The following is a 24419-nucleotide window of genomic DNA, read 5'->3' as shown; positions in this document are numbered from 1 at the left end:
CAAATGAGTGAAACCCTACTTGCCCTAGTGGCATTTTCGCCAATTGTTGTTGCCGCCATCTTATTGGTTGGTCTCAACTGGCCTGCTAAAAAAGCCATGCCTGTTGCGTTCGGTCTAACCGTCGCTATCGCACTAATGTTTTGGGATATGTCAGCCAATCGCGTACTGGCCTCCGTATTCCAAGGACTGGGCATTACTGTCTCTGTTCTATGGATCGTGTTTGGTGCCATCTTCTTGCTCAACACTTTAAAACACACTGGAGCGATCACCACAATCCGTAATGGATTTACCGATATTTCGGCTGACCGCCGTGTACAAGCCATCATCATTGCTTGGTGTTTTGGCTCGTTCATTGAAGGCGCCTCTGGGTTCGGTACCCCGGCAGCAATCGCTGCACCACTACTGGTTGCAATCGGCTTTCCTGCGCTAGCCGCTGTCCTAATGGGCATGATGATTCAGTCTACGCCTGTTTCATTCGGCGCGGTAGGCACGCCTATCATCGTAGGTGTAAACAAAGGTTTAGACACCCATAACATCAGTGAGTCGTTGGCCGCACAAGGTGCAACGTGGGAAATGTACCTGCAAGATATCACAGCGCACGTTGCTGTCATTCACGCAGTCGTAGGTACGATGATCCCAGTATTAATGGCGATGATGTTAACACGTTTTTTCGGCAAGAACAGAAGCTGGAGTGAAGGCCTGGATATTCTACCATTTGCGCTATTCGCTGGTGTCTCTTTCACCGTTCCATACGCGTTAACCGGCGTATTCTTGGGCGCAGAGTTCCCTTCACTTATCGGTGGTTTGGTTGGTCTGTCTATCGTTGTTACCGCAGCGAAAAAAGGCTTCTTAGTACCAAAGACTAAGTGGGATTTCGAAAGCGAAGACAAATGGCCTGCAGAGTGGTTAGGCTCGCTAAAAGTCGATCTAAACGACAATCCGGGCAAGCCAATGAGCATCGTAAAAGCTTGGGTTCCATATGTAATGCTGGCAGTTATTCTCGTCGCAAGCCGCGTTAGCCCTGAGCTGAAAGGCTTTGTACAAAGCGTAAGTTTGTCGTTCAGCAACATTCTTGGTGAGACTGGCGTTAGCGCTGCTATTCAGCCGTTATACCTTCCTGGTGGCATTCTGGTGTTTGTCGCACTACTTGCTGCAATGTTACAAAGCGGCAGTGTAAAGCCATTGCGTGAAGCGTTTGGCGAGTCAAGCAAAACACTGATTGGGGCGGGTTTTGTCTTGGTATTTACCATTCCGATGGTTCGTATCTTTATCAACTCAGGCATCAACGGTGCTGACCTAGCAAGTATGCCCGTCACAACCGCAAACTTCGCCTCTGACCTTGTTGGTTCTGCGTTCCCAGCGCTGAGTGCCACCGTTGGTGCACTGGGTGCGTTCATCGCTGGCTCAAACACGGTATCAAATATGATGTTCAGCCAGTTCCAATTCGAAGTGGCACAAACGTTGTCTATTTCGAGTGTGATTGTTGTATCACTCCAGGCCGTCGGTGCTGCTGCAGGTAACATGATTGCGATTCACAACGTTGTTGCCGCATCAGCCACGGTAGGTTTGCTTGGTCGAGAAGGCGCAACATTGCGTAAAACGATTATCCCTACGTTCTACTACATTGTAATGACAGGCATTATTGGATTGGTGCTGATTTATGGCTTCCAAATGACAGATGTCTTAATGAAGTAACGCGAAATGCAGGGTTTACAGCCCTGCCTAATTTGACACAGCTGTCTGCACTACTACCCCGACATGTTGATTTAGCTTGCTACATCAATTCCCCCGACAGCTGTGTCACCCTTTCCAGTTTGCATAACTGATTGAGTGATTTAATAAAATTTTTCAACCAATTATGTAAATGGGTTACCAACATCACCGATTCAAACGTAAGTGAACCATAGGTAACTATACTCATTTTGATGTCTTCACTGCTTTGCGATGAAGGCTCAACGAAAGAGCAAATTGCTCCACAACTTTGCTTAGAATAACCGCTAGGACACCATTATGATTATCTCAGCTTCTACTGACTACCGCGCTGCCGCGAAAGCCAAGCTTCCCCCGTTTCTATTCCATTATATTGATGGCGGCTCTTACGACGAACGCACGCTGAAGCGTAATACTGACGATTTAGGTGATGTCGCTCTTCGCCAACGCGTCCTACGCGATATGACAGATTTGAGCCTCGAAACCGAGATCTTCGGTGAGAAACTGGCAATGCCAATCGCGCTAGCTCCTGTTGGTCTAACTGGTATGTACGCGCGCCGAGGCGAAGTGCAAGCAGCAAAAGCAGCCGAGAAAAAAGGCATCCCGTTTACTATGTCGACTGTTTCGGTTTGTCCGATTGAAGAAGTCGCACCTGCAATTGAACGTCCAATGTGGTTCCAGCTTTACGTACTTAAAGACCGTGGCTTTATGAAGAACGTACTTGAGCGTGCAAAAGCAGCAGGCGTAACAACGCTGGTGTTTACCGTTGATATGCCAGTTCCTGGCGCACGTTACCGTGACATGCATTCAGGTATGAGTGGCCCTAACGCGGCCATGCGTCGTGTATTCCAGGCGATGCGCCACCCAAGCTGGGCGCTGGATGTGGGTCTACTTGGTAAACCGCACGACTTAGGTAACATCTCAACTTATCGTGGCGAACCAACAAAGCTAGAAGATTACATCGGCTGGTTAGGCGCAAACTTCGACCCTTCTATCTCCTGGAAAGATCTTGAGTGGATTCGTGATTTTTGGGATGGTCCAATGGTTATCAAAGGCATTCTAGATGAAGAAGACGCGAAAGATGCGGTACGTTTCGGCGCGGACGGCATTGTGGTATCTAACCATGGTGGCCGTCAGTTAGATGGCGTACTTTCAAGCGCTAAAGCACTACCAAGCATTGCGGATGCGGTAAAAGGTGATCTTAAGATCTTCGTAGACTCTGGTATTCGTACTGGTCTTGATGTCGTTCGTATGCTCGCACTTGGTGCAGACTGTACGCTTCTTGGCCGTTCATTTGTGTACGCATTGGCAGCACAAGGCGGAGCAGGCGTTGAAAATCTACTGGATCTGTACGATAAAGAAATGCGTGTAGCAATGACGCTGACTGGCGCTAAGTCTATCGCGGATCTTTCACGCGATTCGCTAGTGAAAATCCCATAATCTTTGCAATCGAGCAAAACAGAAACGAAAAAACGAGCCAACAGTGGCTCGTTTTTTATTGCTCTTCAACCCGATAATTTGACGAGCAAGCTAGCTAACTTGGTGAACGTACTCGATCACGACTTGGTTTCCGTCGATAAACACGTTACTGATATCGCCATCCACCGTCACACGATTTTGTAAATAAACGGTACCAGATGCAGATAGGTCACGCTCCGTCAAAGACGGAATCACCTGACCAGGACGTACATGTAGCTGCTCGCATAGCTGTTTTACAAAACCTAGCGTCAGTGGAGAATTACCACGTAACAAGCCAGAAAACTCGTGTAGACTCAAACCAAGGCGCTTCGCCATTTCCATTTGAGTGATGTGCATTTTGGCTTTTTGTGACATCCAGATGTCGTAGAGCGCGTTTCGATCCAGCTCTGTAAATTCCATATCTGCCTCCGCTAATTCAAGAGCCAATACACTCTCACACTTACTTAAGATAAATGTTAGCGATAAGTCAGAGAAGTTATAATTGATCGTCCAAATATCAACCCTCAATCATTGGTAGCGTACCTCTGAACATGCATGAGGCGGTCGCTCAACAGAACATTGAGGTGACTCTCTTGTCATCGGAAGGAAAAGTCCATCTCGGACGGTTTAGACATAAGTAAATGATTTAAAGGAAATCACTGGGGTGAAGGAGTAATATCTGCTACCTTTCCTTCCATGGTTCACTAGAAATAAGTTACATATGCCACAGTGGTTTACCGAATTACAAAGCTACATTGAAACGTCTCATCAAAATTGGAGTGGGAGCGTCCTTTTCATTACGCTCGCTAGCTTTATAGCTTGGATAGCTTGGCGGCTGATTCGCTCTCGCCTCGCTGCGCTCGTAGAGAAAACGCCCTTCCACTGGGATGATATGTTGCTTGATGCGCTAAAAGCGCCAGTCAGTACACTCATTTGGTGTTGGCCAGCAACCGTCTCTATCGGCATCATATTGGAGAGCGAGCTCAACGATAAAATAAACTGGTTAAGTACGCTGAAACTGATTTTAATCATCAGCATCTTCGTATGGACCGTTATGCGGCTCATTACCAATGTTGAAGAGCATGTTCTCGAACAAAAGAACCGAGATGAAACAACAGTACAAGCGATAGCTAAGGTCGCGCGCCTGTTCTTTATTACCGTCGGAATTCTAACCGTAATGCAGGCATTTGGTCTGTCACTATCGGGCCTCCTTACCTTCGGTGGTGTTGGTGGTTTGATCGTCGGTTTAGCGGCGAAGGATTTGCTGTCTAACTTTTTTGGAGGTCTTATGATCTACTTCGATCGTCCATTTAAAGTTGGCGATTGGATCCGTTCTCCAGACCGACAAATAGAGGGGACAGTAGAACGCATTGGCTGGCGCATGACCATTATCCGAACTTTCGATAAGCGTCCACTGTATGTACCAAACTCAGTGTTTAGCAGCATTGTCGTAGAAAACCCATCTCGCATGCTGAACCGACGTATCTACGAAAAAATTGGACTTCGTTACGACGATGCAGAAAAAATGCCGCAAATTATCACCGCGGTAAAAGAAATGCTGAAAAATCACAAAGACATTGATGCACGCCAAACACTTATCGTTAATTTCGATACATTCGGTCCATCATCATTGCACTTCTTTATCTATACCTTTACTAAAACCGTGAATTGGGTGAGATACCATGAGGTTAAGCAGGACATACTGCTTAAGGTAATCAACATCATTAAAGAACACGATGCAGATATCGCGTTCCCTACTCAGACGCTTAAGCTTGATCCTATACAAATGGTAAAAGCGGAAGAGCAAGAAGATCACGGCTTCTAGTTTTCACCAATACCCAAATAATCAAGCCCGCTATGTTTAAGCGGGCTTTTTATTTTTCTTCGCATGAAGTGGTTATTGTTGCGTTAACACCATACGTGCATTCAGCGGTTGGATTGGGCGATTGTTTTTCCCCATTACTTCCGAAAAAGATTTTATCTGCTCAGGAGAAATAGTTTGTGCTTCTTTCATCACCAACCAACGCACACCTTCAGAGCATGGTGGTGTCGTTAGTGAGCCGTTAAAGCGGTAGTAGTCTTTATCACTTGGGATAAGGGCATCCGCATCAAATGGAACCTTGATGGTAACATCTTGATCTTTAGTTGGAATGTTAGCTAGCATCTTAGCTAAATCTGGGTTCGTGTCACCCAGTTTAAAGAACACCGCGACAACAGCTAGATGACCTACTTTGTCGGCATGCACAAAGTGTACTTCTAGTGGGTATTCTTTACCATCCACATGGTTTTCAGATGGCGTATGGAAGTGGAACTGTTTCAACGTAAACTCTTTACCATCAATGGTGAGTGTGTTTTTACCTTCTAAACCAGTCTGTAAAGTGTGACCATTGTTCAGCAGTGAAATTGCCTTTCCTTCGTAGTCGAAATTCAATTTTTCTAGCTTCGCTTCGGTCGCCGATTCAATGTTGATTGGGCTCTGGTTTTGACCTTTCGCGCACTCAGATGCAAACTCACCCCAATGAGCTGGCCCATGGTTTCCCTCGTAGCCCCAGCTTGCTGCATAAGCTGTTCCTGTAAATACCAGTGCCAAACCTAATGTTGTTAGTGACTTCTTCATCATTTTCCTTATTTCTGAAAGTTAAATTCCGTGAGAATAAAGCCATACTAATCTCACAAAATTAAGCAGTGACAGAGTGAAAACTATGATTACAAAAGATTTTTGGAATAGAAGCCTCTAATGATGTAATTGACATGATGCTCAAAATTGAACGTCAACGATTATTGAGTCGGTGTAAGTACCTGCAGGAGGGGTCGTTTGGCTGGTTAGTATCTGCGCGCGATAATTATAATTCTGTGGAGTGATACCATCAGGAATGGAGCCGCCAGTATCGACGTCACTGTGTTCACGACGTTCAGAACTGGTTCCTCCCCAGCGCTCCATCGTTGATGACTTATAGATTTCATACTCCAAATAGTGACCACTAGAAATCATTCGCCGCTGACCGCCGGACGCATTTAGGCCGTCATTCAAGCCAATGGAGAAGGAACTATTCTTGGTACAAGTTAACGATATAACCTGACTGACTGGTTCAAAACCGGCCACTAATGGGGACGAACCAAAATCAATATCTGGCGCTGTGATCATACAATCAGGGGTCACTTCTAACTCAACCGTAATCACGCTTTGAGCGCTGCCATTGGTGCGGCCAATGCATACCCCTAGAACCCCGATACCCTTACAGTAATCCCAAATCCAGGATACGGTGATTTGGTCTTTATAAGTCCCAGCGGAAAGATTACTACCCACTCCCGTCCGAGCATAGAGCGGAAACTCGGCTTGAGTGCCAAACAACCCGAGTAAATCGAGTAACCCGATTTCAAAAAAATTGTAAGTTTGGCCGAATACATACTCTTGTGAAAGACCTGGATCGCCAAAAATCTGATAGCTGAGCTCCGAACTCGGATCATCCTCATTTAATAGCAAACCATTATTTATACTGTTAAACGTTGCTGATACGTAGTCGCCACTTAACAAAGACACAAGTGTAGAAAAGTCACACGTAATCCCCGCATGAGGCTGAGCTGAGCTTTGCTGCTGAGAGCTTGAAACAGTAAACGAAGAAACATTGCCAAACAAGATTAAAGGTGTTGCCGCCGTGAGCTGACAAGCCATTGTCGAGCACGAGAAAAAGAGAAGTAGGCTAGCAAACCAGCTGCGCAAAATCATAGTGCGGTCTCTTCTTCGGCTTTGATACAAACCTGCTCAGGCAATGTTTGTATTTTTTGACTGTCACGCTGATACAACCCCTCAATAAACACTTTACATGGCGACTGTCCTTGAGGATAAAACTGAATATAGCGGCCTAGGTCAACGCCTTCAAAGTACGTAAAACCATCCCAACCAATTTGGCTTGTTAAGCCCGTTTCTGAGCGGCCATATGTACCAATCGGAAGGAACAAATGATTTTCGTCTACCACCGTCATGCTCAGTGCAATTTGTAGCTCTATTGGGAACTCTAACAGGTAGCCGTAGCCCGAATGTATCGAAGCAAACTGCTCTGTCTCAGAAAACGCAGCATTGGCTGGTAAATTAAGTGGATCGATTTCATATTTGGCGGTGTAATACGCCGTAGCCCAAGGAACAAGTAAGTAACCTTCATCGTCTGTCACTCCGACAATTTGATTCTCATATTTAACCGGAATACCTTCAAAACCACTGGTGCTCACTACCGCAAAGCTGTCATACACTTCATTCGCTGGGAATATTTCTCCATCCAACGTAGAGACTGAACCTGCCATTTCCGCAAAATAATCATAGTCGCCACTGGTGCCATTTAACCCCGCTCTGAACTGCGCCCATGACGCACGGTAGGTCAAATCGGCCTGTTTACGGTTTTCTGGGTCCTCGTTAATATCATGCGCTAAATTGACGCCCCACCCACCTCGTATTGGCGCAAGGCGGCTGTAACCCACTCGCCCTCTAACATCGCCATCATCCTCTCTTTTCAGCGTTAACCCCGAACTTCCCCCCAAAGAACTGAAAGGTAGAGAGAATTGCGCCAGCGTAACACTCTGACCACCAATACTATGGTTGTAAGAAAGGGACATATTGATATTAAAAGGCAGAGCGTAGCTATAAGTAAGATTTAGGGTACGTGAATCTGAGTCGGATTGTTGAATATCAAAGTACCCACCAGAAAGTGAGCCCCAATCTCCCAAACGGACTCCCATATTGATTTGTGATAGATGGCGCGACGCGAGTGAAGCGTCCTTGCCTTCATCGAGCATTTCGTAATTTGGTAAATGAGATAAGGTATAAAAGTCGGCTTGTTCTACTTGAGTTCGAGCAGCGAAGCTAAACAACCGAGACTGATAACTATAACCTAGCGCATATGAGGTAGATTGATCCTGAAAATTACTCACACGAAACGAGGCATCCACCGTACCCAAGTTGAAAGCATTGGTGACAAAGCCCAGCCCCGCAACGATCAGGTCGTCTTTTGCTTCGGCTTGAGCTTCTAATGTTAACCAGTCAGTCATGCCATGACGCAGAGCGGTAACCACGCCACCGTCTCCATAGTCGTTAGATGCATTACCGAAATTTTCTCTGATCGCACCAATACTCGCACTATAAGATGTAAATCCGGTCTTCAGTAGATCGGAAGAGAGAAAAAATGGGCTGGTCATGACCGTTTGCTTACCTTGAGCATCCGTTGCAATTACCGTTGCTTCCCCAGCACCAGAGAGCATTGGAATATCGTTAATAATGAAAGGACCGGGCCCAACATTCATTGAGTCAGTTTTAAAGCCATTGATAAACAAATCTAACGTAGTGGGCGCTGTGACCTCACCGTAAAATGCAGGTAACGGCGTCGTCACGACATCCGGGCGCATAGAGAAATCATGCGACAACTGAATACCCGCCAGTCTTACTGGTTGGCTCCAAGATAAAGGGCGAACAATATAGTCCCCTACCTCCATACGAATTCGCTTCTCTTGATTGACGTACTCGTAACTCGTATCAAAACGAGTGTACTGGCTGCTTTGCTGGGACTGAACATCGCGATGAAAGTTAGATTTAAATATCCCGGTAGTAGAAAAAACGCCAAACTCAGAAAAGGCTCTGACTTCATGATTTATAGAAACCTCCTTTTGTCGGCTTTCGTTCTCGTACACACCAAATACGTTGTAGTTAAGCAGGCCACCACGCCCAAACTGAGCCGGGGAAAATCGCCCCATATCCTGCGCTGATAAGCTCTGCATCGGTAACCAATTAGGCGGTACGTCAATTGTAAGTTGCAATGACGATTGCAAGTAACGCACGTTAACTCCTGGGATAGACGTAACCTCAAGTCTCTCTTCAGTTCCAGGCAACGACTTGGCGGTAACCCCAACTGAAATGAGGTCCTCCCGGAGCAAAAAGAACTGATCGCCAACTCGCTCAACTTTCGCAACAAGCCCGGTTGCTCTTTGATTGATCACCAACTCCAGATTGAGGCTAATATTCTCAAACTTTTCTAATGAGAAATTTTCAGGACTCGGTAGCTCAGAGAAGTGGTTTGCTGAATTTGCACAAAGACCAATACTGCTCCACGTTACGCTAAGTAATACCAACCAAAAGAAAGCATTCATTGTATTAAATCTATTCATTATTGCTTCAATGGTATTTGGTAACGTTTACCTCCAATATTCGCGCTCAAACTCAAGGGTCTGACATTACTATGGGGAATAGACCAAACCTTATACTGTTCAGGAAGAATATAGCCAGCTAGTCCATCGGAAATAACGACAGGATCTTTATTTGGTAGATTCAACTGTAAATTCACTAAGCGAACATGGTGTTTTCCTGAATTTTTAATGTGAACAAAACGCTGATTATTTTTCTTAATAAACTGTGCCTGTAAATCACCCCATAATTCACTGTCACGGTTTGGTTTTTGAGTATCAGTCAGCCCTTTCCCGTAAATAAACAAAGGTATCGAGTAACGCATTCGGACTTTTACAGCGAGTTCATTTTCCGTCAATTCTGTTTGAGGGTTTTGAGTTGGCGGTAATTCATCTATGATCACTCGGTATGCATACTCCTTACCCGCAGAGGCCTCATCTTGGTTGATGATGCGGATTAACTGCTTTTCACCTGGTTCAATTTTGACAAACGGAGGGGTTGCAATTAACTGGCTTTGACTTGAATAACTATCTTCTCCTTCGTTTTGTTCCCACTTAAAAATTCTCACCTGTAAATAAGAATCAACACTGCCTTTATTTACCATCCAAAGTGATGTTGCATTACTCTCCTCTGATATTTTGGGGTAAATCGGCCAAATTAATAATGAGTTAGCATTGGCATTTGAGAAAAAAACAAAAAGGAAGGTTATTAATAATAGTTTTTTGAGTATGAATTCCATTTCACCCCTCCAAAGTTCACTTACCACTCTAATGTCAGCGTAAGCGTATCCATATAAATTCCAGCCATTTCATTCCCATTTATTGTCGCCTTTGCCCAGATAGGAAACTGAATATTATCTGGGTCTTGGTCGGTATCGACGGAATATTGCGTTTCAATATCAAGCACCTGCGTATAATTTAGATCCTGAAACAAAAAGTAATCTACCGTTGTCGCTTCTTCACTGTGCTTTAGCTTACGTACACCGTCTGATGCATTCATCCCGCCATTTACGGAAACATTCATCGTAATACCCGGAGTACAACTTAATGTGAGTGATGAACTGTAAGTGATGCTGCCTTGTACTTCCGTCGCGTAAACTGAAGAATGCTCACCAAAATCTAACGTGCCTATTTGCCCGGCTTGGGTTGCGCTTTCTTCTTGTACTACGCCGTTAATCAAACAACCTGTATCTACGGTGGCAGACACCTGAAAAGTTTGTGTCGCATCAGCCAGCACAGTTAAAGAGCACAAACTCATCGCGACAAGTGAAAAGCCCCTAACAACCAGCGTCACGTTTTACCAGCTTAGCGTCACACTGATGGTATCGGAGTATGTACCGGCAATGCTGCTCGTACCGTAAGCTTTCGCAAAAAGCTCAATAGTTTGCGATGTTGCACTAGTAAATTCAGACAGAGCTACCGTCCCGCCTTGTATAATTTGTGTGCTTCGGTCTGAGTCGGTAAACAACGTATAATCAATAAATTGCGCGCCATTTGACATCGCATAGGTACCAACGGTCGCACTTGCATCATACAATCCGGTGCCCAATGTAAACGTCGGTGTCACACCGTTACTACAAAGCACTTCAATACCCGTCGCACTACCACCATTTACCACACCATCTTGTTCACTGAAGATTGCAGGCACGTCTCCAAAGGCGAGTGAGCCAAAGCCAACGCCAGAAGCTGCATCTACCGCATTATTTCCATTAATCACACAACCTTGTACAAGGTTAATTGAAACATCAATCGTACCGCTAACTGACGCTCCACTCGCTTGCCAACTAAATGAGGTTAAGAGCAGAGGCATCATCAGATAAAATCTTTTCATATAAAGCTCCATTTTTACATTCCACTGTATATCGGTAACCTTTTTATTAGTTATAGCTCAATTATGACAAACCAAATGCATATAAAATGTAAAACAATAAAAAGAAGCAGGATAAGGATAAAGACGAACAGCAAATAAAAATATTAAACTTAAAAGTGACGATTTTTAAGCATGTAATGCTAAATAATAACCACCAAAAACAAATGGTTATTATCTTGTTCCAAATATAGAATCGACAATGAGTTAGAAGGTAGGGTGAAGTTGAGTGGAAAAAATCTAAAAAAGTAGCAGAACGATACGAGAAGTTTAGAAAAGATTGGCGACCATTTCTTCCCGAAACAAAAATCTTCATGAAACAAAAATGCGCCCCAAAAAGGAGCGCATTTCTTACTTGAATAAGTTATTCCCAATCAAGAATAACTTTGCCTGACATACCGCTGCGCATTACATCGAAGCCTTCTTGGAAGTCATCAATCTTGTAGTGGTGCGTGATGATTGGCGATAGATCCAGACCAGATTGGATCAGTGAAGCCATCTTGTACCACGTTTCGAACATTTCGCGACCGTAGATACCTTTGATCACCAAGCCTTTGAAGATAACTTGGTTCCAGTCGATACCCATGTCTGACGGTGGAATACCGAGTAGTGCAATGCGACCACCGTGGTTCATTGTGGTTAGCATTGAGTTGAATGCTGCTGGGTTACCAGACATTTCTAGACCAACGTCGAAGCCTTCTGTCATGCCTAGCTCAGCCATTACGTCTTCTAGCTTCTCTTCAGCCACGTTTACTGCGCGTGTTACACCCATCTTACGAGCAAGTTCTAGACGGTATTCGTTCACGTCTGTGATCACTACGTGGCGAGCACCAACGTGCTTTGCTACTGCCGCTGCCATGATACCGATTGGGCCAGCACCTGTGATAAGCACGTCTTCGCCTACTAGGTCGAAAGAAAGTGCTGTGTGTACTGCGTTACCAAACGGGTCAAAGATAGACGCTAGGTCGTCAGAGATCTCGTCTGGGATCTTGAACGCGTTGAACGCTGGGATAACCAGGTATTCTGCAAATGCGCCTTCGCGGTTAACGCCCACACCAATCGTGTTACGACATAGGTGAGTACGGCCGCCACGACAGTTACGACAATGACCACACGTGATGTGACCTTCGCCAGATACGCGGTCACCGATTTCAAAGCCACGAACTTCCTGACCAATCGCAACCACTTCACCCACGTATTCGTGACCGACAACCATAGGCACTGGAATTGTCTTTTGTGACCATTCGTCCCAATTGTAGATGTGTACGTCTGTACCACAGATAGCGGTTTTCTTAATTTTGATCAGAATGTCGTTATGGCCAACTTCAGGTTTATCAACCTCAGTCATCCAGATGCCTTCTTCAGGCTTTAGCTTTGATAATGCTTTAATTTTCATAATGTAACCTTAATTAAAGGCCCTATTGTCTAAGGCCTAGAATCTTAAATAAGACCCATGTCCTTACCAACTTGGATGAACGCGTCGATTGCACGGTCTAGTTGCTCGCGAGAGTGCGCCGCAGACATTTGAGTACGGATACGTGCTTGACCTTTTGGTACTACAGGGAATGAGAAGCCGATTACGTAGATGCCTTTCTCCAGCGCACGCTCTGCAAATTCTGCTGCTACTTTTGCGTCGCCAAGCATGATTGGGATGATTGCGTGGTCAGCACCACCCATTGTGAAACCAGCGTCTTCCATACGAGTACGGAAGTGTGCTGCGTTTTCCCATAGACGATCACGTAGGTCACCGCTCTCTTCTAGTAGATCTAGAACGCGGATAGAAGCGCTTACGATTGCTGGTGCAACAGAGTTAGAGAATAGGTATGGACGAGAACGCTGACGTAGCCAGTCAATCACTTCCGCTTTACCAGATGTGTAACCGCCTGAAGCGCCGCCCATTGCTTTGCCTAGCGTACCAGTGATGATGTCGATACGGTCAACCACGTTGTGGTGCTCGTGCGTACCTGCACCTGTTTTGCCCATGAAGCCAACAGCGTGAGAGTCATCAACCATAGTCAACGCGCCGTACTTCTCTGCCAGGTCACAGATAGCCGGAAGGTTTGCTACTACGCCGTCCATTGAGAACACACCGTCCGTTACGATAAGAATGTGGCGAGCACCTGCTTCTTTCGCAGCGATCAGTTGTTGCTCTAGCTCTTCCATGTTGTTGTTTGAGTAGCGGAAACGCATTGCTTTACATAGACGAACACCGTCGATGATTGACGCGTGGTTTAAAGCGTCAGAGATGATTGCGTCTTCTTTGCCTAGAATAGTTTCAAATAGGCCCGCGTTTGCGTCGAAACATGATGTGTAAAGAATCGTATCTTCTTTACCTAGGAACTTAGAAAGCTTCTGCTCAAGCTCTTTGTGGATGTCTTGCGTACCACAGATAAAACGTACTGAAGCCATACCAAAGCCGTGCTCGTCCATGCCTGCTTTACCCGCTTCGATAAGTGCCGGGTGGTTAGCAAGACCAAGGTAGTTGTTCGCACAGAAGTTTAGTACTTCTTCACCAGTAGAGATTTTAACAGCCGCTTGCTGTTGAGACGTGATGACACGCTCTGATTTGTAAAGGCCTTCCGCCTTTACTTCTTCGATTTGCTGCTGAATCTGTTGGTAGAATGCAGAAGACATTTGAAATTCCTTCCTAGTTATTTTGGCGAGTATTTACTCGTTTAGAATTAGGCTTAGCCTTTATGTGACGGGCGTCACGGGCTATCACTCATCAATTAATTGTAGTGTAATTCAAGGAAGGAGGAAGGATTATACCTTAAGGTGGAAAAGCATTAATGAATCCTAGGCACAAATTCGATTAATGCTTTTCTATGAGTTTGTTATAAAAGGAATTATAGCCAGGTAGGCTTAGCCAAAAGTGCTTCAAAGTCCTTAGCAGGTAATGGTCGGCTATAGTGGAAACCTTGTCCGAACTCACAGTTTAGGTTTTTCAGGTAATCCACATGACGCTGTTCTTCGATGCCTTCTGCGACGATCTTAAGATCCAGCGCTTTTGCCATTGCTATGATTACGTTCACAAGCTCGCGGTCTGAGTCGTTCTCGAACATATTTTGCATAAAGCTACGATCAATTTTTAAGCGGTCGAACGGAAACTTCTGCAAGTAACTCAGCGCAGAATAACCAGTACCAAAATCATCAATAGTAAGTTTGGTGCCTAACGCTCGTAAGTTATTAAGCATGTCTAATAGCTCAGAATCGTGATTGAAGAGGAGACTTTCTGTCACTTCAATATCGAACTTATCTGACGGAAGACCAGACTCCTCAAGGCTGTGTTTAATAAACGTAAGTAAGCGCTCGCAGTACCTAAATTGAACACTAGAAAAGTTTACAGAAACAAACAACGGAGTCAGACTCTGCCATTGTGCCGCTTGTCGACACGCTTGTTGAATAGCAAACTCACCAATTTGATGAATTAAACCATTTTTCTCTGCAATAGAGATAAACTCTTCAGGGTTTACGAATCCGTACTTGTCATCATTCCAACGCATTAGCGCTTCTGCCCCTACGATTTTACCACTACTCAGCTCAATAATTGGCTGATAATACAGCTCTAACAACTGATTGGAGATCGCACTTCTCAGACGATTTTCCAGATCTAAGTAGCGTTGCAAGTCTTGGTTCATATTATGGTTATAAAAACAAAAGCCATCACGCCCATCTTGTTTCGCCCGATACATTGCCATATCTGCACATGCAAGAAGCTGCTCAGCGTTGTCTCCATCATCCGGGAACACAGACATTCCGACGCTGCTACTCAGAAGAATTCATGGTTGTTCCAAACAAACGGATCGTTAAACGCCGAAAGTACACTTGAAGCAACTCGCTTTGCAGTATCATTATCAGGCAAATCAGGGATGACGAGTAAAAACTCATCCCCACCAATTCTCGCCAATAAGTCTGTTTTTCTCGCGACTTGATACAGTCGCTGAGCACTGAGTTTAAGGATTTCATCCCCAACAAAGTGTCCCATTGAATCGTTAATCTGCTTAAAGTGGTCTAAGTCGATGAACATCACCAAAACTTTAGACCCACTACGCGATGCCCTAATTAACTCCAAAGCCAATCGCTCGGAACCATAACTACGATTAGATAAATTGGTTAATGTGTCATATTTAGCTTGGAAGGCGAGTTCTTTTTCAGACGCTTTTCGACGTTCAATTTCGTTCGTTAATTTTTTATTCTGTTGAGAAAGAATATCTTTACGCTTTTTTTCTTCCTCAAGCTTAATTTTCAATTCAATCCTATTATTGTTCGTGATGAATGCATAACATAAAGCAATGACGATCATAACGGCCAGAATACTCAAACCAATAATAAAGAGCCGTGATGTAAATATATCTCGTTCACTCAAAGGCTCGAACCACGCCATCAATTTGAAGTGATGTTTATCCACAGGAACTTCAAAGTAAATTTTTCCGTCTACAGCCTCAGAAACGAAATAATTCTCATCCTTATTGTGAGAAGGTGTTTTATTTATGGTATCCCATACAGCCATTTCCACGTCTTTTATTTTTAGCACCATTCGGCTATAACTATCTTCGTGTTCTTGGTTAGTAAGTTGGTCAATAACAATATTCTTATTAAGATCGGCAATTAAAAAGGCAACAGGCTTTCCGGAGAACTTAACTTGCTTAATGACTTGAATGCGAACGTCATCATTGTATCGCGTCGCACAAACCTCTTCGGGATGCCCGTGTTGAGTCATTAAGGTCTGTATGTCCATTTTGTGCTCGGCAAGGTTTTCAGATCCAGTGGTGACAATGGTGACTCCATCACTGCCTACCAGCGTGAGCTTCTTATAGATTTGGCTGCTATTAATTAGCTTACTGTCTATCTTCTCATCGAAGCGACGCTTTAAATTAATTAAACTTGCACCTAACCCATACTCCATTGACATGCCAGAAGCTAAATTACCAAAGAATGTTTGTATTGTTTTATCTGTAGCTAGATTATCAACATCTTCACTCGCTATGGTAAATAAATTATCGAGTGTGCTTGCATAACTTTTTACTTTTAAATCTAGTTCTCTGTATTGAGATTCTTTTAACTTATTTTGACCTACGCTAGTCACAGTAATAAGCATAGCTAAGTAAATTGAAACTAATATTGCGCTTATTGTAATAAATCTTTTACTGGAAAATTTTTTAACGGCCTTATTCATCGGACTTTCTTTTTATCTTCTATAAAGTAATCGTTATAAAAGTAGTAAATAGATGGATAGTATTTTTTTACTAGTTTTTCGTATGAACCGTCTTTTTTTATCGAGTCTAAATAACGATCAAATGCTTTGCGTAATTCAGGGGAATTTTTACGGAATGCAACAGCCATTTTTTGATTTTCAGATATAGGGCCAATGACTTTTATTTCACCCGGCCATTTTTCGAGGGCAATTAGCGTATCCGCAACATCTAATAATGTGCTTTCCGCATCATTTTTCATTATCGCTGGAACCATCTCATTAAGGAGACGCGCCCCATCAGGTAATATAACTTTTGCACCTGTGTCATATAAGTCATAAAGGTTAGGATCCAAGCAAGAATGTTCTAAAGCTAACACTTCGCGACCATCGATCAGCTGCTTGACGTTTTTAACATCTTCATCGACCGACCCACTTGGTTTAATCGGGCTCAGACTAGAGTCGGATCTGGAAACCAACCATACACCTGAAGGAAAATAATCTTGTGAAAAATCGACAACCTCAGAGCGCCAATCAAGAATAGTAACGCCATTTGCGATCAAATCGCCTTCAATTGGAACACTTTCTCCGACAACAGCCTGCTTGTTGTGATATTGCACATTTTGCCCTGTCAACTTACCAACCACGTCGCTCCACTGTGCTGGAACATACTGGTACTGAACACCTAACGACTTGGCAAAACCTTTTATTATCTCTACATCCAAGCCAGTCAAAGTTTCCACTTCACCTTGTTCAATATAGGAGACAAAGTTAGCGTACGGGACACCAATGTGACGCAGTACACCGCGTTCACGGATTTGTTGTAAATCGTCTGACCAAGCGGCAGACGACGCAACAGAGGTAACCATGAGCGCCACCGTCGCTAAAGTTCTTTTGAATGTTATGACTGACATAATAATATCCTTACCTTTCACAAAGCGCCCAATAATGGGCGCTTGAGTGATAAACAACGATGTTAGAACGACGAGTAATACAAATTCGTCATCGCCACTACGAGCCCTTCCACATCTTGTTCGTCATGGAACAAATGCGTAGAGATACGCAGCGCGTAAGTATCAAAGTCATCATCCTTATGCAGCTTAAAGCTAGTCGTACGGATGATGTAACCATACTCTTCACGTAAACGATCTCGGAATTCCGTCAGTATCTCTTCATTAGTTACATCGGGGAACGGGTTAACCGTCGTTAAGCCACTGGTTAAGCCTTCCACGTTTGGTGAATACATTTTGGCTTGTGGTAAGTACTCTTGAAGCAAGGTTTTACATAAACTACCAAGGCTTACAACTCGCTCTTCGATACGGTCTCGACCAATCTCATCCCACATTTTGCAACTATCAACTAGTGCTTGTTTCGCAGGATAGTTATCGTTACCAATGTATTGCATTTGCAGCTGTTTACCTAGGTAATCAGCATGAGAAAGTGAGGAGTTGATCAACCATAACGGGTTCTCTCGGTCACTCCAATACTCATTCAAACGGTTACCGTTATCACGAACATACAGAATACCTGTCGCGCCCGGACCACACTGCCACTTATGACCAGATCCTGCATAGAAATCACAATCCATATCGTGGAAATCAAGGTCAAACATACCGACCGTATGCGCGCCATCAACAAGAGTAGGTACACCATACTCTTTTGCTAAAGCACAAATGGCTTTTGCTGGTAGCGCGGTTCCTGTTTTGTATGTGATATGAGAGAAAACAATTAGGCGAACGTTTTGATTCGCATCAAGCGCGTCTCGGAACGCTTGAATGTAATCTTGCTCAGAAACGTTTTCGGTACCAGTAAATACTGGTAGTTGAATTTCTACCACATCCACACCAAAACGATGTTTCGCTACGTTCATAGGTGATGTTGCAGCAATATGTTCATGGTGTGTCGTTAGAATCACATCACCTGGTTCAAAGTGTAAGCCATTAATGATCGAGCATAAGCCATCAGTAGTGTTGCGGCTGAGAATGATCTCTTCTGGGTTAGCACCAAAACCTGGTGCGACGTCTTTAACCATCTCAGAAACATACGGCCAAGAGCCAAATTTGCCTTTCATATCCCAAGGGTATTTAGCCACCAGCTTGTTGTTATGCTCGTAATCTTCAAGAACATGTTTTGGCATTGAACCTGTTGTACCAATGTTCATGTAAGTGGTTCGTTTATCCAAAACGAACTGTCTTCGCACTTTACGCCAGAAGCGCTTATCGTGTTTTCTACCTAGCCCGCGGCTGCTCCAATCAATTTTCTGTTCTCGTGCTTGAGCTACGCCTGAGAAAGCGGAAGCACTCACACCAGCAACAACAGCTCCTGTTGCGCCTTTCAGAAAATTACGGCGGCTGCTATTAGTCTGAATAGATTCCTTGTCTTTCATCTTTTTCAATCCTTGTCGGAAATTAGCCATATTATTAATTTTAAGTGCGTAACTATCTGTTACTAAAACATTATTACCCATTACAATCAGAGTTTAATTTTTTCCTCTGCCATTAAGTGACTTTAGTTCCAATTTTTTATCTTATTTGATGATATAAGCAACAGTTTGACCACAAATCTATAAACAACAATGTTCACATTAATATATTCGTTAATTTGATTATTCTTTATTGCGGACAATTCCACCAAATTCTTTATAAAACAATTATGAGCTTTGTTATAAAGTCATTAAAAATTTAACTTTGCGTTAATTTAAAAATATTCAGGCTATTTTAGGATTGGCGTCTATTCTTTTTATATCTTAACGATCTCAACATGTTAAGACTAAATAAAAGAAAGCTGATTTCGGATCGAGATATCAGTTTAAGACCATAAAGTGATACACATCACTCTATGACATAAACTCACCGCTCAACAGACATAAGTACAACAGGTTTTCACTAATATGTGCTTGAGCGTACACCCTAAAAGAAGGAGGTCCCATGTTAAAAGGATTGCTATGCATTTCAGTTGCATCCGCTCTTGTCGCCGCCCCTAACGTGCTAGCGAAAACGGTAGAAATGACTGCTCTCAACACCAATGAGAGTGCGGGTACCATTGAGATTTCACAAAGTGATTATGGCGTTGTTTTTACGCCTCAATTATCAGGTTTGTCAGCAGGTGTGCACGGTTTCCATGTTCACACTAGTCCATCTTGCGATAGCATAGAAAAGGATGACAAAACCGTATTAGGCGGCGCAGCAGGTGGCCATTATGATCCTAACAACACAGGGAAGCATGGCTATCCTTGGACCGATGACAATCATTTAGGCGACTTGCCTCCACTCTATGTGGACATGGACGGCAATGCCAATCAGCCCGTTGTCGCGCCTCGCCTAAAATTATCAGATTTAAAAGGTCGAGCGTTAATGATCCATGCAGGTGGTGACAATCACTCCGATCACCCAAGTAAGCTAGGTGGTGGCGGCGCTCGCGTCGTATGTGGTGTTATTGAATAAACATTAACTTATGTCTCACACTTCTCTTTAGATTGCGAGAAGTGTGAACTTCTGTTGATATTGAGAGGATGTTGCATTGGTCTCAAGGTAGCTGTGGTGAAGCATTAAGATCGATTGAACAATCTTCGTCCCGATCCCCAAAGAACCGCCCTCCGCTTCTTCCTCGATGTGATTGACGAAGGTAAAGTGGATACGCGACTTATCCTCACTCAAATGTGCTTGGCAATGCACTTCCGAGCCGATTGGGCTGTGGCGCAATGCATTTTCAAGCAGGTTCAATACCAACCGCTCCAATAGCCCCTTGTCACCCACGGTTTGGATTTCGCTATCGATATCCACTTTCAACACCACTTCTTTACGAGAAAACTGGCTCTGCATCGTTTCGGCACATTCTGCCATCAACGCGCCAAGATCTACGGGGCGGTACTCGTAGTTTGGCATTGGAGCTTCTTTGCGCGCGGCGTCTAACAAAGAATGCAATTGAGTTGAGAGCTTCTCACAATTTCGGAAAGCGACGTCAATCAAAGGATCGGATTCCGGATGTTGCAAACGCCACGTTTCCAAATAGCCAAGCACGCTCGATAACGGCGTTTTTAAATCATGGCTAAGCTGCAACAAGCTTTGACGACGATGAGACGATTGATACTCCAACTGTAAAAACTGCTGCTGAATGTGCTTCGCCATCATCTGATAAGAGTGCGCAATCGGCACGAGCTCCGGCACTTGGTGAGTAAAATCAGGTTGCAGGCGGAAATCATGTTCAGCTTGTTGTTGAAGTTGCTTGGTCACACGTTCAATCGGATTCAATAGGCTACGTTTGACCAGCACATAAGCCCCAAGAGCAAAGCCTAAAATGGACACTAAGACCAATCCTGCCAGCGCGATGTAAGGAGTATCGACTTGAGCATTGGCAATGGCGTCATGTCGGGTACTGCCAATCACCACGTAGAGATAACCGATCGTAGAGCCTAATTCTTCTATCGCGGCGACAGAAAAGACTTTGTGCTCACCACGATTACGTGGGTCTTCACCCAAAATAGGAAAAGGTTGGTCATTTAAGAATTGCTTAATGGGATTGAGATCCACCTTCCCCATGATCTCCGCCCCTTCCGGTGCTGCATGGGTGGTGATGTTACCTTGGCTATCGAGGAAGTAGATTTCAAAATCAGGGCCGATCAGCATGAGCGTGTGAAAAATCGACTTGAGCGCTTTCGGATTGTAATCCGTCCCGATCATCAGCGGGTTATCATCACGCATGTGGCTAGCTAGCTCTTTATGCAGGCTTTGTTTAGTGCGTAACTCGATGGTTTCTTTTTGCCAATTGTAAGTCAGTGCAATCACCACCGCCGCGAGGCAGAACCACAAGCTAGTAAATACTACCAAGCGAGATTTGAAGCTCATCCTATCGCCTCCTTAAACAGCGGTGTTTCCGAAACACCCGTGATGATTGAAAAATGACGGTGAAAACAACTGCAGACTTACTGTCTTGGCTTGATGTTTTGACTTACTTTCTTGCATTAGTGTCTTGGTTGAAACTTATACCCAACACCCCAAACAGTTTGAATGAAGTGATGATCAGAATCAGACAACGACAATTTGCTGCGTAAACGGTTAATGGTGCTACACACCGTGTGGTGATAACCAGAATGACTAGTGTTCCAAACGTGATCGAGCAATTCATCTTTACTGTAAACTCTGCCCGGACGAGTCGCGAGAAACTGCAGCAAAGTAAACTCTGTCGCGGTAAGAGTGACGTCTTTGTCGTTTAGGGATACTTGGTGCAACTCCGGAATGATTCTTAGCGGACCAAAATCCATCGCATCGTCGAGGACTTCATTTGCCACCTTTGCTTCTGCGGTTTGGCTGACTCTGCGTAACACGTTTCGCACTCGTGCTTGGAATTCTAATACGCTAAATGGCTTAGTGATGTAGTCATCAACGCCCGCTTCTAAACCGTCAACCTTGTCCATTTCACCGTCTCTGGCTGTCAGCATGAGCACTGGGCTCCAATCTTGTTGCTGACGCAAATAATGGCAAATGTCTAGACCATCACCATCTGGTAAACCTCGGTCAAGGATCAATAAATCAAAGGGTTGTTGCTGGTATTGCGTTTTAGCATCGGCGACATTTGTGGCTCGCGACACTTGGTGTCCTTGAAACTTGAGATGCATCTGAACCAGCTCTGCCAAATCATCGTCATCTTCCACCAACAAGATGTTCGCGACTAAATTGATTGCCTGTTGTTCCATGGTCCTTTCCTTGCCTTCGAGTATCCTCACTTTGCACATGACCGGAACAAATTAGAAATTCTTTCAAAAAAGGTTCCGATGACGCCATGAGGGATAAAGCGCTCGGCTACAAGCGCTTTGGAAAGGAGACGTCATCGGAGCCTGTGTTACTCGACTCGAGTGATGGTGACTTTCGCACCTGGGTTCAAGAAACGATGGTTCGCAGAGAGTGCTGAGTTTGCTAATCCATCATCTTGGCTAACAACACCCGCATGGAATGCAACAACGTCACTGCTGTCATTACGAGCGGCATTGAAACCCTCACCGCCACCTGCTGGGCCCGGAATGGTTGCGGCAAGCTCATCATTCAGTTCCGTGCCGGAATCCCAAACGTTCATGCTCATTTCATAGCTTTCACCCACTGCGAGCGATTTGAGCGATAGCCCCGTTTCACCAACAAAGGCATCATTGGTATTCACAAACATAGACGCCACAGACAAGTAACCGTAACGACTAGGGTCAACCGTGATGGTGACTTCGTCCGATGCACCCGGCAACACCAATCCATTGCCCGAAATGCCTTGGTAAACACTGTCATTGCTGTTCATCAACTCAATCAGCTCAGCGTTACTCCCGCCTTCGGCAAGATGCTCAAGTTCAACAGATGCGGCTTGTCCAATTTCAAACAGTTGGTAGTCACCATTGTGAGTGAGTACCGCGAGCGGAGACATAGGTTGATTCGCAGTCAAGTTCGCCACGTTGACGGTGTAGCGGTACGATTTCACTACATCGTTATCATCATCGCTTGGACAACCGGCGAGCAAGCCGACTGAAGCTGCAACTAGTAAGATTCTGTATTTCATACATCCCCCTTACTTCACAACGATTGTGATGGTTGCAACTGGGTTTAACCAACGATGGCTGCTGCTGTCTAGGTCACTGATGCCGCCGGCTGGATCGCTATCACCAAGGTTACCCGGATGCACGTGAACTTTGTCGTTAGTTACCGTTGCTTCAACGCCTGTGCCGCCAGTACCAAAGGTAATGAAAGGTGGGTTTGGCATGCTAGACGCAAGTTCATCGTTCGCTTCTGTACCGGCATCGTAACTTCTTAGCGTTGCTCGGTATGTACCCGCTTCCGTTGGAATCTTCCAGCTATCTAGACCGACGAAACCATCATTGGTTGGCAGCAACATCGCGCTCAGAGAAAGATAACCGTGGTCGCCACTATCCAAGGTGAAGGTGGTTGCAACACCTGGATTCAAAATGCCACCAGCAGGGTTCTCAACCACCGCACCACCAGCGTTACCAATCACACTAGCAAGCCCAGAGATATCACCACCTTCTGCCATTGCTTCTAGTTCTGGCGTTGCTGCTTGACCCGTTCTGAACATTTGAAGATCAGAGCCATGTGCAGCAACAATAAGTGGCGTAAAGTAGATGCCTTTGGTTGCGTTTGTCACGGTGATTTCCAATTCCACCGCATTCACTGATGCAGAGCCTAGTGCCATAGCGACTGAAGTCATGACGAGTCCGAGTTGGGTACGTTTTTTCATTGTGATTCCATCCTTTAATGAGGGTTGAACTACCCAAGCCCATGTGTACGGCTTTACTTCTTTGTTCGTGACTTGAGTAGGTTAAGCATTACGTTTCGAACGTTTTGCGTTCTTGCCTCTAAGAATGACGAGCAAATCTATCAGCAACTTCATCGAATTCTCATAAAATTCTCACAAGTTCTGTTCGAATTCTGTCAGCAGCACTTTTTTACTCTTAATCAGGTATTTACACTTCGCGCTTTCCCCTCCTAAAATGCAGTATTCCCTGTTTAAATCACGATTCTCACCATGATTCATAACGTTCTGTCTGCCTACTATGGCGAAATTTACGGCATCGCTTTTTTCAACCACTACTTGAGCCATTACGCCCAAAGCGAACAACAAACACTGTGGAAAACCTTGATTGAAGTGGAAGAACTCACCGCAGAAAAGCTCAAACCTGTACTGCTGACAAATGGCATGGATATCGAAAGCCGACACCAAGAGATGTTTGATAAAGGCTTGGCAGATGCAACCAAGTGGATTGGTTTACCATGGCAAGAGTTGGTGGCGACTCTTCTGAAGTGGGTAGAACCTTATGAGGTCAAGTATCGAGAGTGGTATGAAGAAGTGAAAGCTTCACAGCAGTATTCAATCGCTGAGCGAGAAGCTATCGAGTTAATTGCAGACCATGAAACGGCCATTTATCACTGTTGGCAGCAATACCATACTGGTGAATCTGGCTTGCCTGCACTCAATGCATTTTTGGCAAAATATCGTTAAAGCGAGACGGTGACACTTGAACCTCGTGAAACCGTACCA

Annotated in this window: 20 protein-coding genes and 1 pseudogene; 5 read left to right on the top strand and 16 right to left on the bottom strand. The window is 44.6% G+C overall.

Translation table 11 applies throughout. From position 1 onward, the window contains the following. Window positions 1-3 precede the first annotated feature (3 nt). Together R7F64_RS01755 and lldD are read left to right on the top strand one after the other, a co-directional pair. Window positions 4-1695 (top strand): L-lactate permease, encoded by a 1692-nt coding sequence (locus R7F64_RS01755; RefSeq protein ID WP_005375111.1) that lies wholly within the window; start codon window positions 4-6, stop codon window positions 1693-1695. A 315-nt stretch (window positions 1696-2010) separates the two neighbouring features. Further along, on the top strand, window positions 2011-3150 hold the full coding sequence (lldD, locus tag R7F64_RS01750) for an FMN-dependent L-lactate dehydrogenase LldD (RefSeq protein ID WP_005383962.1): 1140 nt from the start codon (window positions 2011-2013) through the stop codon (window positions 3148-3150). 90 nt (window positions 3151-3240) lie between these two features. Here lldD and R7F64_RS01745 read toward each other — a convergent pair whose 3' ends face one another. Further along, a complete protein-coding gene (locus R7F64_RS01745; protein ID WP_005375109.1) occupies window positions 3241-3588 on the bottom strand; it encodes a helix-turn-helix domain-containing protein in 348 nt (115 codons plus the stop codon). Window positions 3589-3889: 301 nt separating this feature from the next. Here R7F64_RS01745 and R7F64_RS01740 point away from each other — a divergent pair, with 301 nt between their 5' ends. Continuing rightward, window positions 3890-4993: a mechanosensitive ion channel family protein gene (locus R7F64_RS01740; protein WP_005375107.1), complete on the top strand. Its 1104-nt coding sequence runs from the start codon at window positions 3890-3892 to the stop codon at window positions 4991-4993. A gap of 72 nt (window positions 4994-5065) precedes the next feature. Here R7F64_RS01740 and R7F64_RS01735 read toward each other — a convergent pair whose 3' ends face one another. The 11 genes and pseudogenes from R7F64_RS01735 to R7F64_RS01685 all read right to left on the bottom strand — a co-directional run bounded on the left by R7F64_RS01735 (window position 5066) and on the right by R7F64_RS01685 (window position 18777). Then, entirely contained in the window at window positions 5066-5785 is a 720-nt protein-coding gene (locus R7F64_RS01735) for a carbonic anhydrase (protein WP_017635489.1), read from the bottom strand. A gap of 141 nt (window positions 5786-5926) precedes the next feature. Further along, complete coding sequence (locus tag R7F64_RS01730) at window positions 5927-6895, bottom strand: spore coat U domain-containing protein (protein WP_213965072.1); 969 nt, start codon at window positions 6893-6895, stop codon at window positions 5927-5929. Further along, complete coding sequence (locus R7F64_RS01725; protein ID WP_373920830.1) at window positions 6892-9318, bottom strand: fimbria/pilus outer membrane usher protein; 2427 nt, start codon at window positions 9316-9318, stop codon at window positions 6892-6894. Before R7F64_RS01725 ends, R7F64_RS01730 begins: the two co-directional genes overlap by 4 nt. Beyond that, a complete protein-coding gene (locus tag R7F64_RS01720) occupies window positions 9318-10073 on the bottom strand; it encodes a molecular chaperone (RefSeq protein WP_025768578.1) in 756 nt (251 codons plus the stop codon). Before R7F64_RS01720 ends, R7F64_RS01725 begins: the two co-directional genes overlap by 1 nt. 20 nt (window positions 10074-10093) lie before the next feature. After that, complete coding sequence (locus R7F64_RS01715; RefSeq protein ID WP_318071458.1) at window positions 10094-10591, bottom strand: spore coat U domain-containing protein; 498 nt, start codon at window positions 10589-10591, stop codon at window positions 10094-10096. 39 nt (window positions 10592-10630) lie between these two features. Beyond that, a complete protein-coding gene (locus tag R7F64_RS01710) occupies window positions 10631-11176 on the bottom strand; it encodes a spore coat U domain-containing protein (RefSeq protein WP_005375099.1) in 546 nt (181 codons plus the stop codon). Window positions 11177-11564: 388 nt separating this feature from the next. Next, window positions 11565-12596, bottom strand: coding sequence for an L-threonine 3-dehydrogenase (tdh, locus tag R7F64_RS01705; protein ID WP_005394871.1), 1032 nt, complete (start codon window positions 12594-12596; stop codon window positions 11565-11567). A 44-nt stretch (window positions 12597-12640) separates the two neighbouring features. After that, a complete protein-coding gene (locus R7F64_RS01700; RefSeq protein WP_005375095.1) occupies window positions 12641-13834 on the bottom strand; it encodes a glycine C-acetyltransferase in 1194 nt (397 codons plus the stop codon). 212 nt (window positions 13835-14046) lie between these two features. Then, window positions 14047-16376: pseudogene (locus tag R7F64_RS01695) on the bottom strand (putative bifunctional diguanylate cyclase/phosphodiesterase). Next, window positions 16373-17305 (bottom strand): transporter substrate-binding domain-containing protein, encoded by a 933-nt coding sequence (locus tag R7F64_RS01690; RefSeq protein WP_005375093.1) that lies wholly within the window; start codon window positions 17303-17305, stop codon window positions 16373-16375. Before R7F64_RS01690 ends, R7F64_RS01695 begins: the two are co-directional and overlap by 4 nt. A 62-nt stretch (window positions 17306-17367) precedes the next feature. Beyond that, window positions 17368-18777 (bottom strand): aminotransferase class V-fold PLP-dependent enzyme, encoded by a 1410-nt coding sequence (locus R7F64_RS01685; protein WP_213910488.1) that lies wholly within the window; start codon window positions 18775-18777, stop codon window positions 17368-17370. A 541-nt stretch (window positions 18778-19318) separates the two neighbouring features. On the opposite strand from R7F64_RS01685, the gene R7F64_RS01680 reads away from it, so the two are divergent. Beyond that, entirely contained in the window at window positions 19319-19834 is a 516-nt protein-coding gene (locus R7F64_RS01680) for a superoxide dismutase family protein (RefSeq protein ID WP_318071394.1), read from the top strand. 27 nt (window positions 19835-19861) lie between these two features. On the opposite strand, the gene R7F64_RS01675 is transcribed toward R7F64_RS01680, so the two are convergent. From R7F64_RS01675 to R7F64_RS01660, 4 genes are all read right to left on the bottom strand, one after another. After that, window positions 19862-21235, bottom strand: coding sequence for a sensor histidine kinase (locus R7F64_RS01675; RefSeq protein WP_053303867.1), 1374 nt, complete (start codon window positions 21233-21235; stop codon window positions 19862-19864). A gap of 116 nt (window positions 21236-21351) precedes the next feature. Next, entirely contained in the window at window positions 21352-22083 is a 732-nt protein-coding gene (locus R7F64_RS01670) for a response regulator transcription factor (protein ID WP_041053947.1), read from the bottom strand. 146 nt (window positions 22084-22229) lie between these two features. Next, window positions 22230-22925: a spondin domain-containing protein gene (locus R7F64_RS01665; protein WP_005443001.1), complete on the bottom strand. Its 696-nt coding sequence runs from the start codon at window positions 22923-22925 to the stop codon at window positions 22230-22232. Between the two features lie 9 nt (window positions 22926-22934). Beyond that, window positions 22935-23618 carry a spondin domain-containing protein gene (locus R7F64_RS01660; protein WP_318071393.1) on the bottom strand — a complete coding sequence of 228 codons (684 nt, stop codon included), beginning with the start codon at window positions 23616-23618 and terminating at the stop codon, window positions 22935-22937. Window positions 23619-23906: 288 nt separating this feature from the next. Here R7F64_RS01660 and R7F64_RS01655 point away from each other — a divergent pair, with 288 nt between their 5' ends. Further along, the gene (locus tag R7F64_RS01655) at window positions 23907-24380 is read left to right on the top strand and encodes a hypothetical protein (RefSeq protein ID WP_225477326.1); all 474 of its coding nucleotides are present in this window, start codon (window positions 23907-23909) and stop codon (window positions 24378-24380) included. The last annotated feature ends 39 nt before the right edge of the window (window positions 24381-24419 follow it).

The sequence above is a fragment of the Vibrio sp. Vb1980 genome (assembly GCF_033338615.1).
GTDB classification, from domain to species: domain Bacteria; phylum Pseudomonadota; class Gammaproteobacteria; order Enterobacterales; family Vibrionaceae; genus Vibrio; species Vibrio alginolyticus.
This window is presented reverse-complemented; position numbering and strand designations above follow the sequence as displayed.